The 13,034-nt window shown below is 76.0% G+C and carries 11 protein-coding genes; 6 read left to right on the top strand and 5 right to left on the bottom strand.

The window, feature by feature from the left end:
* The first annotated feature begins 22 nt into the window (after positions 1 to 22).
* The 4 genes from ACSUPR_RS03820 to ACSUPR_RS03805 all read left to right on the top strand — a co-directional run bounded on the left by ACSUPR_RS03820 (position 23) and on the right by ACSUPR_RS03805 (position 4,244).
* Positions 23 to 532, top strand: coding sequence for a 2Fe-2S iron-sulfur cluster-binding protein (locus ACSUPR_RS03820; RefSeq protein WP_436889515.1), 510 nt, complete (start codon positions 23 to 25; stop codon positions 530 to 532).
* Entirely contained in the window at positions 529 to 1,521 is a 993-nt protein-coding gene (locus tag ACSUPR_RS03815) for an FAD binding domain-containing protein (RefSeq protein ID WP_436889514.1), read from the top strand. Before ACSUPR_RS03820 ends, ACSUPR_RS03815 begins: the two co-directional genes overlap by 4 nt.
* Positions 1,518 to 3,599: a xanthine dehydrogenase family protein molybdopterin-binding subunit gene (locus ACSUPR_RS03810; RefSeq protein WP_436889513.1), complete on the top strand. Its 2,082-nt coding sequence runs from the start codon at positions 1,518 to 1,520 to the stop codon at positions 3,597 to 3,599. The genes ACSUPR_RS03815 and ACSUPR_RS03810 overlap by 4 nt, the downstream gene beginning before the upstream one ends.
* Before the next feature lie 84 nt (positions 3,600 to 3,683).
* Positions 3,684 to 4,244 carry a TIGR03086 family metal-binding protein gene (locus tag ACSUPR_RS03805; RefSeq protein WP_436889512.1) on the top strand — a complete coding sequence of 187 codons (561 nt, stop codon included), beginning with the start codon at positions 3,684 to 3,686 and terminating at the stop codon, positions 4,242 to 4,244.
* Positions 4,245 to 4,521: 277 nt separating this feature from the next.
* On the opposite strand, the gene ACSUPR_RS03800 is transcribed toward ACSUPR_RS03805, so the two are convergent.
* Positions 4,522 to 5,934: a PLP-dependent aminotransferase family protein gene (locus ACSUPR_RS03800; RefSeq protein WP_436889511.1), complete on the bottom strand. Its 1,413-nt coding sequence runs from the start codon at positions 5,932 to 5,934 to the stop codon at positions 4,522 to 4,524.
* Between the two features lie 46 nt (positions 5,935 to 5,980).
* Between ACSUPR_RS03800 and ACSUPR_RS03795 the strand changes: the two genes are divergently transcribed.
* A complete protein-coding gene (locus ACSUPR_RS03795) occupies positions 5,981 to 7,240 on the top strand; it encodes an MFS transporter (RefSeq protein WP_436889510.1) in 1,260 nt (419 codons plus the stop codon).
* Positions 7,241 to 7,482: 242 nt separating this feature from the next.
* Here the strand turns inward: ACSUPR_RS03795 and ACSUPR_RS03790 are convergent, their stop codons facing one another.
* The 4 genes from ACSUPR_RS03790 to ACSUPR_RS03775 all read right to left on the bottom strand — a co-directional run bounded on the left by ACSUPR_RS03790 (position 7,483) and on the right by ACSUPR_RS03775 (position 12,013).
* On the bottom strand, positions 7,483 to 8,151 hold the full coding sequence (locus ACSUPR_RS03790) for a lysophospholipid acyltransferase family protein (RefSeq protein WP_436889509.1): 669 nt from the start codon (positions 8,149 to 8,151) through the stop codon (positions 7,483 to 7,485).
* A gap of 182 nt (positions 8,152 to 8,333) precedes the next feature.
* Positions 8,334 to 10,193, bottom strand: coding sequence for an FHA domain-containing protein (locus ACSUPR_RS03785; RefSeq protein ID WP_436889508.1), 1,860 nt, complete (start codon positions 10,191 to 10,193; stop codon positions 8,334 to 8,336).
* A gap of 328 nt (positions 10,194 to 10,521) precedes the next feature.
* A complete protein-coding gene (locus tag ACSUPR_RS03780) occupies positions 10,522 to 11,019 on the bottom strand; it encodes an ASCH domain-containing protein (RefSeq protein WP_436889507.1) in 498 nt (165 codons plus the stop codon).
* Positions 11,020 to 11,092: 73 nt separating this feature from the next.
* Complete coding sequence (locus tag ACSUPR_RS03775) at positions 11,093 to 12,013, bottom strand: threonine/serine dehydratase (protein WP_436889506.1); 921 nt, start codon at positions 12,011 to 12,013, stop codon at positions 11,093 to 11,095.
* Between the two features lie 95 nt (positions 12,014 to 12,108).
* Here ACSUPR_RS03775 and ACSUPR_RS03770 point away from each other — a divergent pair, with 95 nt between their 5' ends.
* Complete coding sequence (locus ACSUPR_RS03770; protein ID WP_436889505.1) at positions 12,109 to 13,029, top strand: LysR family transcriptional regulator; 921 nt, start codon at positions 12,109 to 12,111, stop codon at positions 13,027 to 13,029.
* Positions 13,030 to 13,034 lie beyond the last annotated feature (5 nt).

The raw sequence follows: 13,034 nt of genomic DNA, 5'->3' as shown, positions 1-13,034 counted from the left end.
CCACACGGAAGGGGCACCCGCAGTGGACGCCACGATCACCCTGCACGTCGACGGACAGGAGCACGAACTCACCGTCGACACCCGCACCGGCCTGCTGGACGCCCTGCGCGACCGGCTGGGGGCGACCTCCCCCAAGAAGGGATGCGACCACGGGCAGTGCGGCGCCTGCACCGTCCTGGTGAACGGCCGCCGCGCCCTGGCCTGCCTCGCGCTGGCCGTCTCCCACGACGGGGCCGAGATCACCACCGCCGCCGGACTGGCCCCGCCGGGCCGGCTGCACCCGGTGGCACGCGCCTTCGTCGAACGCGACGCCCTCCAGTGCGGCTACTGCACCCCCGGCCAGGTGTGCTCGGCCGTGGGCGTGCTCGACGAGGCGGCCCGCGGATGGCCCAGCCGCGTCACGGACGGCACTGCGGACGACGGCCCGGTCCGGCTGGACCGGGAGGAGATCCGCGAGCGCATGAGCGGCAACCTGTGCCGCTGTGGGGCCTACACCCATATCGTCGAGGCGGTCGAGGAGGCGGCGCGATGAGGCCCTTCGCCTACAGCCGTCCCGCCGACGCCGCCACCGCGGTGGCCGAGGTCTCCGGCGACCCCGAGGCCGCCTACCTGGCGGGCGGCACCAACCTGGTCGACCACCTCAGGCTCGGCGTCGCCCGGCCCGGCCGGCTCGTGGACCTGGGCTCCCTGCTCGACGACGGTGTCGAGGAGCTGCCCGGAGGTGGTCTGCGGATCGGGGCCGGAACGCCCAACGCCGACCTCGCCGCCCACCCCCTGGTCCGCCGGCGCCACCCGGTGCTGTCGGCCGCGCTGCTCTCCGGGGCCTCCGGCCAGCTGCGCAACGTCGCCACCACCGGCGGCAACCTGCTCCAGCGCACCCGGTGCCCCTACTTCCGGGACACCACCACCCCCTGCGGCAAACGCGAACCCGGATCGGGCTGCTCCGCGCTGGAGGGACACGGCCGCCACAACGCCGTCCTGGGGGCCTCCCGGCACTGCGTCGCCGTCCACCCCTCGGACATGGCGGTGGCGCTCACCGCCCTCGACGCGCGGGTGCGCGTCCTGGGCCCCCGCGGCGAGCGGGTCGTCCCCATGCCCGGGCTGCACCGGCTGCCCGGCGACGAGCCCCACCGGGACACCGTGCTGGAACACGGCGAACTCATCACCGCCGTGGACCTGCCCGCCCCGGCCGACGGCGAGCGCTCGGCGTACCGCAAGGTGCGGGACCGGGCCTCCTTCGCGTTCGCCCTGGTGTCGGTGGCCGCCGTCCTGGAGGTCGCCGACGGCCGGGTGCGGCGCGTCCGGCTGGCCCTGGGCGGGGTGGCGCACGCCCCCTGGCGGGCCCGGCGCGCCGAGGAGGCGCTGACCGGCGCGCCCGCCACCGAGGAGGCCTTCCGCGAGGCGGCCCGCGCCGAGCTCGCCGATGCCCGCACCGGGCCCGACAACGCCTTCAAACCGGCGCTGGCGGTCTCCACCGTCACCGCCGTCCTGCGCGACCTGGCGGCGGAGGGGGACCGGTGAGCGGGCGCGACGGAACACGGGCCCTGGGCCTGCCCCTGGAACGGGTGGAGGCCGCCGACAAGGCCACTGGCCGGGCGCCCTACGCCTACGAGCACCCGCTGTCGGACCCCCTGTACCTGCACGCCGTGACCTCGACCGTCGCCCGGGGGCGGATCACCGCCGTCGACGCCTCCGCCGCCCGCGGCACGGCCGGGGTGCGCCTGGTCCTGACGCACACGGACGCCGAACGCCTCGCCGACACCGGGGACCGGGAGTTCGCCGTCCTGCAGTCCGACCGCGTCGCCTTCCACGGGCAGATCGTCGCCGCCGTCGTCGCCGACACCCCCGAGACGGCCCGTGAGGCGGCCGACCTGGTCCGGGTGGACTACGCGGCGGAGCCGCACGACGTGGTCCTCACCGCGGAGCACCCGCGCCTGTACCGGCAGCAGGACGAGGACGACCCGGCCGACACCGAGCAGGGCGACCCGGACGCCGAGCTGGCCCGCGCCCCGGTCGTCGTCGACCGCACCTACCGGACCCCCATGGAGCACAACAACCCCATGGAGCCCCACACCACCGTCGCCCTGTGGGACGAGGGGGACGGGAGGCTCACCCTCTACGACTCCACCCAGGGCCCCCACACGGTCCGGGAGACGGTCTCCGGGGTGTTCGGCCTGGACCCCGGCCGGGTGCGGGTGGTGGCACCGCACGTGGGCGGGGGGTTCGGGTCCAAGGGGGAGGCGCACGCGCACGACGTCCTCGCGGCCATGGCCGCCCGGGCGCTGCCGGGGCGGCCGGTCAAGTTCGCGCTCACCCGCCGGCAGATGTTCTCCCTGGCGGGGCACCGGACGCCGACCATCCAGCGGGTGCGCCTGGGCGCGGAACGCGACGGCCGCATCCGCGCACTGGTCCACGACTCGGTGGAGCACACCTCCACCGTCAAGGAGTTCGCCGAGCGCAGCGCGACGACCTCCCGCATGATGTACGCCGCGCTGCACCGCCGCACCACGCACCGTCTGGCCGACCTCGACGTGCCCGTCCCCTTCTGGATGCGCGCCCCGGGCGAGACGCCCGGCATGTACGCCCTGGAGTCGGCCATGGACGAGCTGGCCCAGGCCTGCGGGCTCGATCCCGTGGAGCTGCGCCTGCGCAACGAACCGGCGGTCGACCCCCGCACCGGGGAGCCCTGGTCCGAACGCCGGCTGGCCGAGTGCCTGCGCGAGGGCGCCGAGCGGTTCGGCTGGGCCGACCGGGACCCCGCTCCCGGAGCCCGGCGGGAGGGGCGCTGGAGGGTGGGCACCGGTGTGGCCGCCGCGGTCTACCCGCACCTGTTCAATCCCGGATCGGTCGCCGAGATCGGCTACGACGGCGGCCGCTACACGGTGGACATCGGCGCCGCCGACATCGGCACCGGGGCCCGCACCGTGCTCACCCAGGTCGCCGCACAGGCACTGGGACGGCCGGTGGAGGAGGTCCTGCTGCGCCTGGGCGACACCGACCTGCCCCCGGCCACGGTCGCCGGGGGTTCCAGCGGCACCGTCTCCTGGTCGGCGGCCGTTCTCGCCGCCGCGACGGCCTTCCGCGACGAGCACGGGGCCGAACCCCGGCCCGGGGCCCGGACCCGCGCGGGCGCTCCGCAGGACACGGTGGCGCAGGGCCGCGCGGTGTTCTCCTTCGGGGCCCACTTCGTCGAGGCTCGGGTGGACGCCGACACGGGGGAGGTCCGGGTGCCGCGCATGCTGGGGCTGTTCTCGGTGGGCCGGGTCGTCAACCCGCGCACCGCGCGCTCCCAGCTCGTGGGCGGCATGGTGATGGGGCTGTCCATGGCGCTGCACGAACGCACCGTCATGGACCCCCGCTTCGGGCACATGGTCAACGCCGACCTCGCCGAGTACCACGTGGCCGCCAACGCCGACGTGGGCGAGGTGGAGGCCGACTGGCTGGACGGCGAGGACCCCGCGGCCGGTCCCCTGGGGCTGCGCGGGGTCGGGGAGATCGGCATCGTCGGCACCGCGGCGGCCGTCGCCAACGCCGTCCACCACGCCACCGGGACACGGGTGCGGGACCTGCCGATCACCCTCGACCGGTTCACGGGCTGAGGGCGGGGCGCCCGGCGGCCGCCGGGTGTTCGTCCGGTCGGAGAGCGGGTAGGCGGTCCGCAGCGAGCGAGCGAGAGGGACGCGATGGAACGGCTGATCGACCTGCACGGCATCGCCCTGGAGGAGTTCGACCGGCGGGTGCGCCGGATCCGGATGACCGACTGGGCGCTGCCCACGCCGTGCGCCGACTGGGACGTCCACGACCTGGTCGGCCACCTGACCGAGGAACAGCTGTGGGTGCCGCCCCTGCTGGACGGACTGACCCTGGAGGAGGTCGGCGACCGCTTCGAGGGCGACGTCCTGGGCGAGGAGCCGCTCGCCGTCTGGGAGGTGGCGGCCCGCGAGGCGCGCGCCGCCTGGCTGGCGCCCTCCGCGTGGAAGCGCACGGTCCACCTGTCGTTCGGCGACGCCCCGGCGGAGCTGTACCTGTGGCAGATGACCTTCGACCTGGGGGTCCACGCCTGGGACCTGGCCCGGGCGCTGGGCGCGGACGAGAACCTCGACCCCGACCTGGTCGCCGAGCTCTACGGCTGGGCGCGGCGGCAGGACCTGGGGCCGGGCGCGATGTTCGACGCCCCGGTGCAGGTGGGGGAGGAGGCCGGGGTGCAGGAGAGGCTGCTGGCCCTCACCGGCCGCGCCCTGTGAAGCGGTCCGGAGAGCCCGGTCCGCCGCCGGGCCGTCCGCACCGGGGTGTGCGGGTGGGCCGGGCCGTCGCGCGGGGCGTCCGTGCCCGCGGGGGTCCCGCGCCCCGGGCGCCCGCCGGGGCGGGGTGTCCGCACGGCCGCCGCCGGGCCGTCCGGGCCCGCCGAACCGCGGACGCGGGAACGGTGTCCGCGCAGGCCGGACACCCGCCGGGACCGGACACCCGCCGGGGCCGGGCGGCCCCGCGGGAGCGTCCGCGCGTCCGCCGGGCGCGCGGGGCTCAGGGGAGGTGGGCGGACACGGCGGCGACGGCCGCCGCCAGCGCGGGGGCGAACAGGTGCGGGCGCGGCGCCCCGTACCCGATGACCATCGCGGCCCCCCGCTCCGGCCTCCCCGCCCGGTCCCGCGGACCGGCGGCGAACGACCCCAGCCCCTCCAGGGCCAGTCCCCGGCGGGCCGCCTCGGCCGACACCGCCGCCTCCGACACCCCCGAGGGCAGCTCCAGCGGACAGTGCAGCCCCGCCTCCGGCCCCGACAGGAAGCAGCCGGGCAGCCCGGCGACGGCCGCGGCCACCGCCCGGCGCCGCTCCCTGTGGACGGCCCGGGCCCGGCGCACCGCCAGGTCGTAGCGGTGCGACGTGATGAGGTCGGCCAGCGCCAGCTGCCCCGGGACGTGGTGGCCCGCCCCGGACAGCTCCCGCAGCTCCACCAGCTCGGGCACCAGGCCGGCGGGCGCCACCGCCCAGGCCGTCCCCAGCGCCGGGGCCAGCGACTTGCTGGCCGTGCCCAGGTAGACGACGTGGTCGGGGGCCAGCGCCTGCACCGCCCCCACCGCCCGGCGGTCGTAGCGGAACTCGCCGTCGTAGTCGTCCTCCAGCACCAGGGCGTCCCGCTCCCGGGCCCAGCGCACCACCGCCCGGCGCCGCTCGGAGGAGAGCACCGCCCCGGTCGGGAACTGGTGGGCCGGGGTGAGCAGCACCGCCCCGGCGCCCAGCCCCTCCAGTGCCGCCACGTCCGCGCCGTCGGCGTCCACCGGCACCGGTACCGGCTCCAGCCCGTGGGCGGCCGCGATGCGCCGGTGCAGCCCGTGCCCGTACTCCTCCACCGCGATCCGCCGCGCCCCGCGCCGGGCCAGCGCCCGGCACAGCAGCGCCAGCAGGTCCCCGAAACCATGGCCCACCAGCACGTTCTCGGGCCGGGAGCGCACCCCGCGGGCGCGGGCGGTGTACCCGGCCAGGGCCTCGCGCAGCGGCGCCGCCCCGCGCGGGTCGGGGTAGGCGAGGGCGTCGGCGGGCGCGGACTCCATGGCCCGGCGCAGCGCCGCCGTCCACTCCCCGCGCGGGAACGCCGACGGGTCGGGGATGCCGCCGCGCAGGTCCAGGGCGGGCGGCGGCGGTGGCTCGGCGTCGGCGCCCGCGGAGGGCGGGCCGGGGCTGCGGGCCACCCAGGTCCCCGCTCCCACCCGCGACTCCAGCCAGCCCTCCGCGGCCAGCCGCCCGTACACCTCGGCCACCGTGTTGCGGGCCACGCCCAGGTCGGCACCGAGTGTGCGCGAGGACGGCAGCCGGGTCCCGGCGGGCAGGCGGCCCTCGGTCACGGCGGCCCGCAGCGCCCGCTCCAGGGAGCGGGCCACCCGCGTCCCGGTGACCTCCACGTGCAGGTCGATCCCGGAAACGGCCCATGTTCTCTCCATGGAATCGGACTGTACCGATGGGCCACCCGCTCCCTAGCCTCGACCCGTGAACACGGGAACGAATCCCCCGGGGGCCACCGCCGCCCGGGGCAGCGGTGGCTCCGGACTGGGGCGGGTGTACACCGCGCAGGCGGTCGGGGCGGTGGTCGACGGCGCGGTGCTCGCCACGGCGGTGCTGTACTTCGGCACCCGGGTGGGGCTGCCGGTCTCCTGGATCGGCCTGGTCCTGGGCACGGCCAACCTGGTCTCGCTGGCGGCCGCCGTGCCGCTGGGCGCCCTGGCCGACGCGGTCGGGGCGCGGCGGGCGGCGACGGGCTTCACCTGTCTGGTCGGGGCGTCCCTGGCCGTCTACACGGTGGCGGAGGGGCCCTGGTCGTACGCGGTGGGCGCGGTCGTGTTCGTGGTGGCCCAGACCGGGCTCGGCGCCTCCCGCCAGGCGGTGGTGGCCGCCCGGGTGGCTCCGGCGGAGCGGGTGGCCGCCCGGGGGCGCATGCACACCCTGCTCAACGCGGGGATGGGTGCCGGAGCGGTGCTGGGCGCGCTGGTGCTGGCCGCGGACGCCGACGCCGGGTTCACGCTCCTGTACGGGGGCGGGGCGCTGGTGGTGCTCGGCTGCGCGCTGGTCCTGGCCGGGATGCCCGCCGACCCGGCACCGGTGGCGGCCCGCGACCGGGGGCTCGCGGCGGCCCCGGGCGGCCGCCGGCTGTCGGCGGTCACCGCGCTGACCTCGGTGGTGCAGCTGTGCCTGCCGGTGCTGTCGGTGATCCTGCCGCTGTGGGCGGTCCAGGGGACCCGCGCCCCGGGGTGGGTGCCCGCGGTCGCGCTGGGCCTGAACACGGTGCTGGTCCTGGCCGTGCAGCGCCCCTGGGCCGACCGCGTGGTCTCGGACGCTTCGGCGTCCCGGTCGGCGCTGTGGGCGGCCGGCGCGCTCCTGGGCGCGTGCGTGCTGTTCGGGGCGGCCGGGTCGGGCGGTCCGGCCGGGGCGGCCGTCCTGGTCCTGGCGGGGATCGTGCTGCTCACCCTCGGAGAGGTGGCGGGCGGCCCGCCCGCCTGGCACCTGGCCCTGCGCGACGTGCCGGCCGAGCTCCAGGCCCGCCACCAGGCGGTGTTCGGGATGGCGGGGTCCGTGGCGCGCATCGTCGGCTCCGCGGTGCTGCTGCCGTTCGTGCTGGCCGCCGGGGCCTGGGGCTGGGCGGTGACGGGTACGGCGATGGCCGCTGCGGCCGTGGGCCTGGCCATGATGGCCCGCCCCCGCCCCCGCCCCCGCCCCCGCCGCCGGGCCCGGGGGCTGCGCCGGAGCGCATGACCGGGCCCCTCCCCCCGGGGGAGACGGGGAGGAGCCCGGTGCGGGGCCGACCTCCGGAGAGAGGGTCGGAGGTCGGCTCGGGAAGGCCGCCGTGCACGTGCGCGGACCGGGGCCGGTGAGCACACCGGTCCCGCGCTTTTGCGGTCACCATGTCATCACAGGTGGGCACCTCGTGTCCGAGGTTTCCTGGGAAACCCGTCCCGAGAACCGGGATTCCAGGTCTCAGTCCCGCCCCGCGGGGCTCAGCGGCCGCTCAGAGAGTTGTAGTGGTCCGCCCGCTCCTGCCCGGACAGGGCGTGGATGGCGTCCATGACGCGGTCGGTGATCTCCCGGCGGGCCTTGCCCGGGGCCAGGTGGTCGTAGCCGGTGGAGAAGTCCAGCGGTTCGCCGAAGCGCACCGTGAAGGGGCGGGGGCGCGGCATCGACGCCCCGATGGGCTGGACCTGCTCGGTGCCCGACAGCGCCACCGGGACCACCGGCGCCTTGGACTCCAGGGCCAGGTGCGCCACCCCGGTGCGGCCCCGGTACAGGCGGCCGTCCTTGGAACGGGTCCCCTCGGGGTAGATCACACAGGCCTCGCCCTCGCGCAGCCGGTCCAGCATCAGGTCCAGGGCGGCCATGGCGTCGCGGGCGTTGCGGCGCTCCACCGGGATCGCCCCCAGCGCGCCGAACACGGTGCCGGTGACCCGGCCCTTGATCCCCTTGCCCTCGAAGTAGTCGCTCTTGGCGAGGAAGCGCACCCGGCGCTGCGTCACCGACAGCGGGATGACCACGCTGTCCACGAAGGACAGGTGGTTGCTGGCCAGCAGCACCGGTCCGGTCGCGGGGATGTTCTCACGGCCCTCGACGGTCGGGCGGCACAGCGATCGGGCCAGGAGCGACGCCGTCTGCCGCAGCACATCGTAGAGCACGTGGTCTCCCTCACGCCGGATGATGATCGAACCCAATGTAAGGGTGACCCATGGGTAATAAGCCGTTGGTGAAAAGAGAGTGCCGCACGTCACTGAACTGGGACGAAGCGCGCGATGCGGCTGTATTCCGGCCCGCTGCCGCCCGCCCGGCCCCTGCCCGGCACTCCGCCCCGCCCGCGGCCTCACACCCGCGCGGGCTGCGCCGCCTCCTCACGGTAGAAGATGTCGATGTCGACCTCCTCGCCGCCCACGGTCAGGGTGTCCCACGCCCCTCCGGCGACCAGGGACCGCAGCGTCTCGTCGGTCAGCCCGGCCAGGTGCCCGCGCAGGACCTCGTCGTCGGGCAGGCCCTCGATCCGGTTCTCCAGCCGGGAGCGGATCGACCCCAGCCGCTCCATGAGCGTGGCGGTGTCGGCCTCCCGGCCGGCGCCCCCCTCGGCCAGGCTCCGGGCGATCACCGCCTTGACGGTGCTGGTCACACCGTCCGCGTCGGTGGTCACCATCGCCTTCCAGGCCCGGCTCTTGTGCCGGTACTGGAGCATCGACATCGCCGCCTCGTGGCGGATGAAGTCCGCGTCCCGGAAGGGCCGCCCCCTCCAGGCGCTGCTCAGAGACCGGGCCAGCGAGATCGCCGAGGCCAGCCCGCTGTTGAGGCCGCGCCCGGGCCAGAAGTGGATGGCGTTGGCGGCGTCCCCCAGCAGGAACCCGTAGGTGCCCGGGGAGGCGGGCGTGGCCGGCCGCAGCTGGGCGGTGAACCGCGGCCGCTGCACCATGCTCAGCCGGAACGCGGTGACGGCGCTCAGGTCGCCCTCCTCCACCCCGAAGAACGCCAGCCCCTGCCGCACGCGCTTCCACAGCTTCGACCCCCTGACCAGGGCCGGCAGGAACAGGGTCCTGTGGGTGGAGCAGGTGAAGTCGCCGTCCTCGTCGCGGTCCATGACGCAGGGGCGCGAACCGATGCACTCCTCGAACGACCGCTTCACCGGGTCGATGCCCACCACCTCCTGCGCCTCCTCGTCGGTGAGGCGCATGTTGAGGAAGCCCTCGCCGCGCAGCGAGTTCAGCAGGAAGCGGTTCTGGGCCACGGTCAGCAGCACGGTCGCCGGGTCCGACAGCGCCGACCTCACCCGCAGGCCCAGCACGACGTCCTCGACGTGCTCGCTGTCCAGCGAGTAGATGCCGCGGTCCGCCTGCCCGAACTTGTCGGTGAAGTGCTCGCGGGTGCGCGAGCGCGACCCCTCGCAGACGGCGAGCACGTGCCGGTCGTCCAGGGCCCCGGGCGCCGCCGCGTCGAACCTCTCCGGGACCAGCCGGATGCGGTCGGGGCGCTCTCCGCACATCTCCAGCAGCACGTCCTCGACGCGCGCGATGGGGATGTTGCGCGGGCCCAGGCCGCTGACGGAGTCGGCCCCCGAGGGCCACATCTCGGTGTACCCGCCGGGGGCGAACAGCCGTTCCTGCATCTCCTCGGACAGGTTGAGGAACTGGCGGCTCTGGATGGTCACGACCTGCCGCCGCCGGACGTTGCCCTGCTTCTCGTCGCGCCACACGACCCGGTCGCCGTCGCGGGTCCAGCGGGCGTCGTACACCGTCACGGACACCTGGCGGCCCAGCAGGTGCTCCAGCAGCAGGGCGAAGGACAGGCCGACGGGGCCGCCGCCGGACACGGCGACGTTCAGGACCGGGCCGGAGAACACCTCGGGGCGGACGAACATCCGGGTCACCGGCAGGTCCGCGGGCGCCCCCGGGGTCTCGGCGGCCTCCCAGCGGAAGGTCTCCTCGCCGATGGAGATGAGGTCGCCGGGCAGCAGCAGGTGCTCGGCGACCCGCTCGCCGTTGACGAGGGTGCCGTTGCTGCTGTTCCGGTCGCACAGGACGTGGTTCTCCCCGTCCCGGCGGAGCTCGGCGTGGAAGCGGGAGGCGGCCCGGCCGGGGACCACCACGGTGTTGCCGGTGTGGCGGCCGAACGTCACCGGCGCGTCGCCTACGGGGAAGCGGTGCCCGGAGAGGGCGCCTTCGGTTCCGACGATCTCGAAGGACACGGCGTGCTTCTCTCTGCTCGGGAACGGGGGGATGAACGCCCGTGGGGCCGATTCCCTGCGTAGGACGCGGTCGCAGTGCATTCGGATCGGAATTTTACGGAGATATCCTCTTCTCCGCATGTGCCGGGAACGCCGCCGGGGCAGGCTTCGCGCACGTCGTCCGACGGGCGCGCCCGAATTCCCCTGGGTGTTCTCCCGCGTGAGGGGAAGAGCTCTGTTCAGGGGGTTTTCCCGGGCGTGCCGCCGAATGCCTTTTCTTCACTTTTCCGGTCAGGTCCGATCACCGTTATCGGCGGTCCCGTGTCGGGCCCGCCGGCCCCGCCGGCCCTCAGCCGTCGGCGTGCTCGGGGGGCCAGACCACCGCGAACCGCTCGAAGACGATCTCCAGATCCTCGCTCCACTCCAGCCCCAGGCGCGGGCACACCCGCTTCCAGTAGCGCAGGTGCCCCTCGCGCCAGTACTCCAGCGACAGGTCGCCCTCGCCCTCGTCCCGGGCGAACGCCGCGTCGGCGCTCCCGACGCCGCCCAGGCGCAGCTCCGTGCTGCGCAGGACCGCGCGCGGCCGCCCCGCGGAGTCGCAGGCGATCCAGTGGCCTCCCACCCGGGGCAGGGGGTCGCCCGCGGCGGCGAACTCGGCGACCAGCGCGGAGGTGGCCCGCTTGGTCCCGGCCAGGACCAGTCCCAGCAGCTCGTCGGTCAGCTCGGGGTGGTCGCCGAAGTACTCCGCGGGCGGCGGTTCGGGGTCGGTCGCCCATCCGGGCCGGGCCGCCCGGTACTCCTCCCACAGGCGCAGGGCCGCGGTCCGGTCGACGGGTGTGTTCTCCATGCGGCAAGCCTCCCACGTCCCGCGCGGCCCGTTCGCCGCCCCGGGGGGCGCTTGCGCGCGGCCCCGGCGCGGGTCAGTTCGCGCGGTCCCAGCGGGCGTTGGCTCCGCAGATCACCAGGCAGGGCCGCTCGCCCGGCACCCGGCCCGCCAGCCAGGCGGCGAAGGGCACCGCCGCGGCGGGCTCGGTGGCGATGCGGAACTCCGACCACAGCCGGTCCTGGGCGGCGACGATCTCGGCGTCGTCCACCAGCGCCCGGGTGACCGGGTGCTCGCACAGCACCTCGAACGGCACCCGGCCCAGCGTCGCCGCGCCCAGCGCGGACGCCGCCACCGAGTCCACCCGGGTCCGTACCGGGCGGCCCGCGGCCATGGCGGCGTGCAGGCTCTGGCAGCCCCGCGGCTCCACGCCCACGACCTCGCGCCCCTCCGCGCCCAGCCGGACCCCGGCGACCAGGCCGCCGCCGCCCACGGCCACGGCGATGGTGTCGCACTCGGGGGCGTCGGCGGCGATCTCCAGGCCCAGCGTGCCCTGGCCCGCGACCACCAGCGGGTCGTCGAACGCGTGCAGGTAGCGGATGCCCTCCCGGTCGGCGTGCGCCCGGGCGGCCTCGGCGGCCACGGCGTAGTGCTCGCCCACCCGGACGACCTCGGCTCCCGTGGCGGCCAGCGGTGCCGCCTTGGCCTCGGGCACCGTCTCGGGCACGTACACGGTGGCGCGCACGCCGAGCAGGCGCGCGGCGGTGGCCACCCCCAGCCCGTGGTTGCCGCCCGAGGCGGTGACCACCCGGTCGGTCGGCTCCCCGCCGAGCAGGGCGTTGAGCGCGCCGCGCAGCTTGAACGCGCCGGTCAGCTGGAGGTACTCCAGCTTCAGGGCCACGGGCCGGCCGTCGACCTCGGTGTGCAGCACAGGGGTGCGGCGGGCGTGGGGTGCGATGCGTTCGGCGGCGGCACGGACGTCGGTGGCCGTGGGCACGGCGTGCGCGATCCTCGTCATGCGACCATGCTGCCGCTACCGACGGTTAACTTAAAGTCGGGTCTGCTAAAGATCGTTAAGCAGAACTTTGTGCCTACTTCTGTTCGGGGGACGCCGTGCTGGACGCCAACCGCCTGCGCGTGCTCGTGGAGATCGCGCACGCCGGTTCCATCGCCGCCGCCGCCCAGCGGCTCTCCTTCACCCCGCCCGCGCTGTCCCAGCAGCTCACCAAGCTGGAACGCGAACTCGGCGTCGTCCTGGTCGAACGCGGCCGCACCGGGGCCACCCTCACCGACGCCGGGCGGATCCTGCTCGAACACGGAGAACGCGTCCTGGGCGAACTGCGCGACGCCGAGGCGGCCGTCCGCGCCCACGCCGGAACCCCGCCCGAGCACCTGTCCGTGGGGGCGTTCGCCAGCGCGGGCAAGATCCTGCTGCCCCAGACCCTGGCCGCGTTCGGCCGCGACCACCCGCACGTGCGCCTGTCCCTGGCCGACATCGAGCCCCCCGGCGGCCACGACCTGGTCACCTCCGGGGACCTCGACCTGCTCGTCACCCACCGCTACCCGGCGGTGCCGCTGCCGCGCGCCCCGGGCCTGCACCGCGAGCGCATCCTCGTGGACCCGCTCATGGTGGTGGCCCCCGACGGGCACCCGATCGCCGACCGGTCCCCGTCCCTGGCCGACCTGGCGGGGGAGGAGTGGATCTGCGGCGCCCCGGGCATCGCCAACCGCACCACCCTGGACGCCGCCGCGGCCGCCGCCGGGGTGCGGCTGACCGTCGCCTACGAGACCCGCGACTACGAGGTGGCCCTGGCCCTGATCGAGGTGGGCGTCGGTGTGGCGCTGGTCCCCTCCACCATCCTGGGCGCGGCCCGCCGCGGCGGCTGGGTGAGCCGTCCGCTGCGCGGGAGCAGACTGGCCCGCGAGGTGTACGTCGTGCACCGGCGCAGGCCTCCCGAACCGCTGCCCGAACTGGTCGCCACCCTGCGCGGCGTCGCCGCCCGCGCCCTGGAGGAGGCACCCGCCCCGTACTGACCGGC

The organism is Nocardiopsis dassonvillei (assembly GCF_964273065.1).
GTDB lineage: Bacteria > Actinomycetota > Actinomycetes > Streptosporangiales > Streptosporangiaceae > Nocardiopsis > Nocardiopsis dassonvillei_B.
Note: the sequence above shows the minus strand (reverse complement) of the source record. Positions and strands in the feature narration are given on the sequence as shown.

What these genes read in the sequence shown, in the direction of transcription:
- ACSUPR_RS03815 (WP_436889514.1), top strand. Translation starts at nt 529, where the DNA reads ATGAGGCCCTTCGCCTACAGCCGTCCCGCCGACGCCGCCACCGCGGTG.
- ACSUPR_RS03805 (WP_436889512.1), top strand. Translation starts at nt 3,684, where the DNA reads ATGGAACGGCTGATCGACCTGCACGGCATCGCCCTGGAGGAGTTCGAC.
- ACSUPR_RS03800 (WP_436889511.1), bottom strand. Translation starts at nt 5,934, where the DNA reads ATGGAGAGAACATGGGCCGTTTCCGGGATCGACCTGCACGTGGAGGTC.
- ACSUPR_RS03780 (WP_436889507.1), bottom strand. Translation starts at nt 11,019, where the DNA reads ATGGAGAACACACCCGTCGACCGGACCGCGGCCCTGCGCCTGTGGGAG.
- ACSUPR_RS03775 (WP_436889506.1), bottom strand. Translation starts at nt 12,013, where the DNA reads ATGACGAGGATCGCGCACGCCGTGCCCACGGCCACCGACGTCCGTGCC.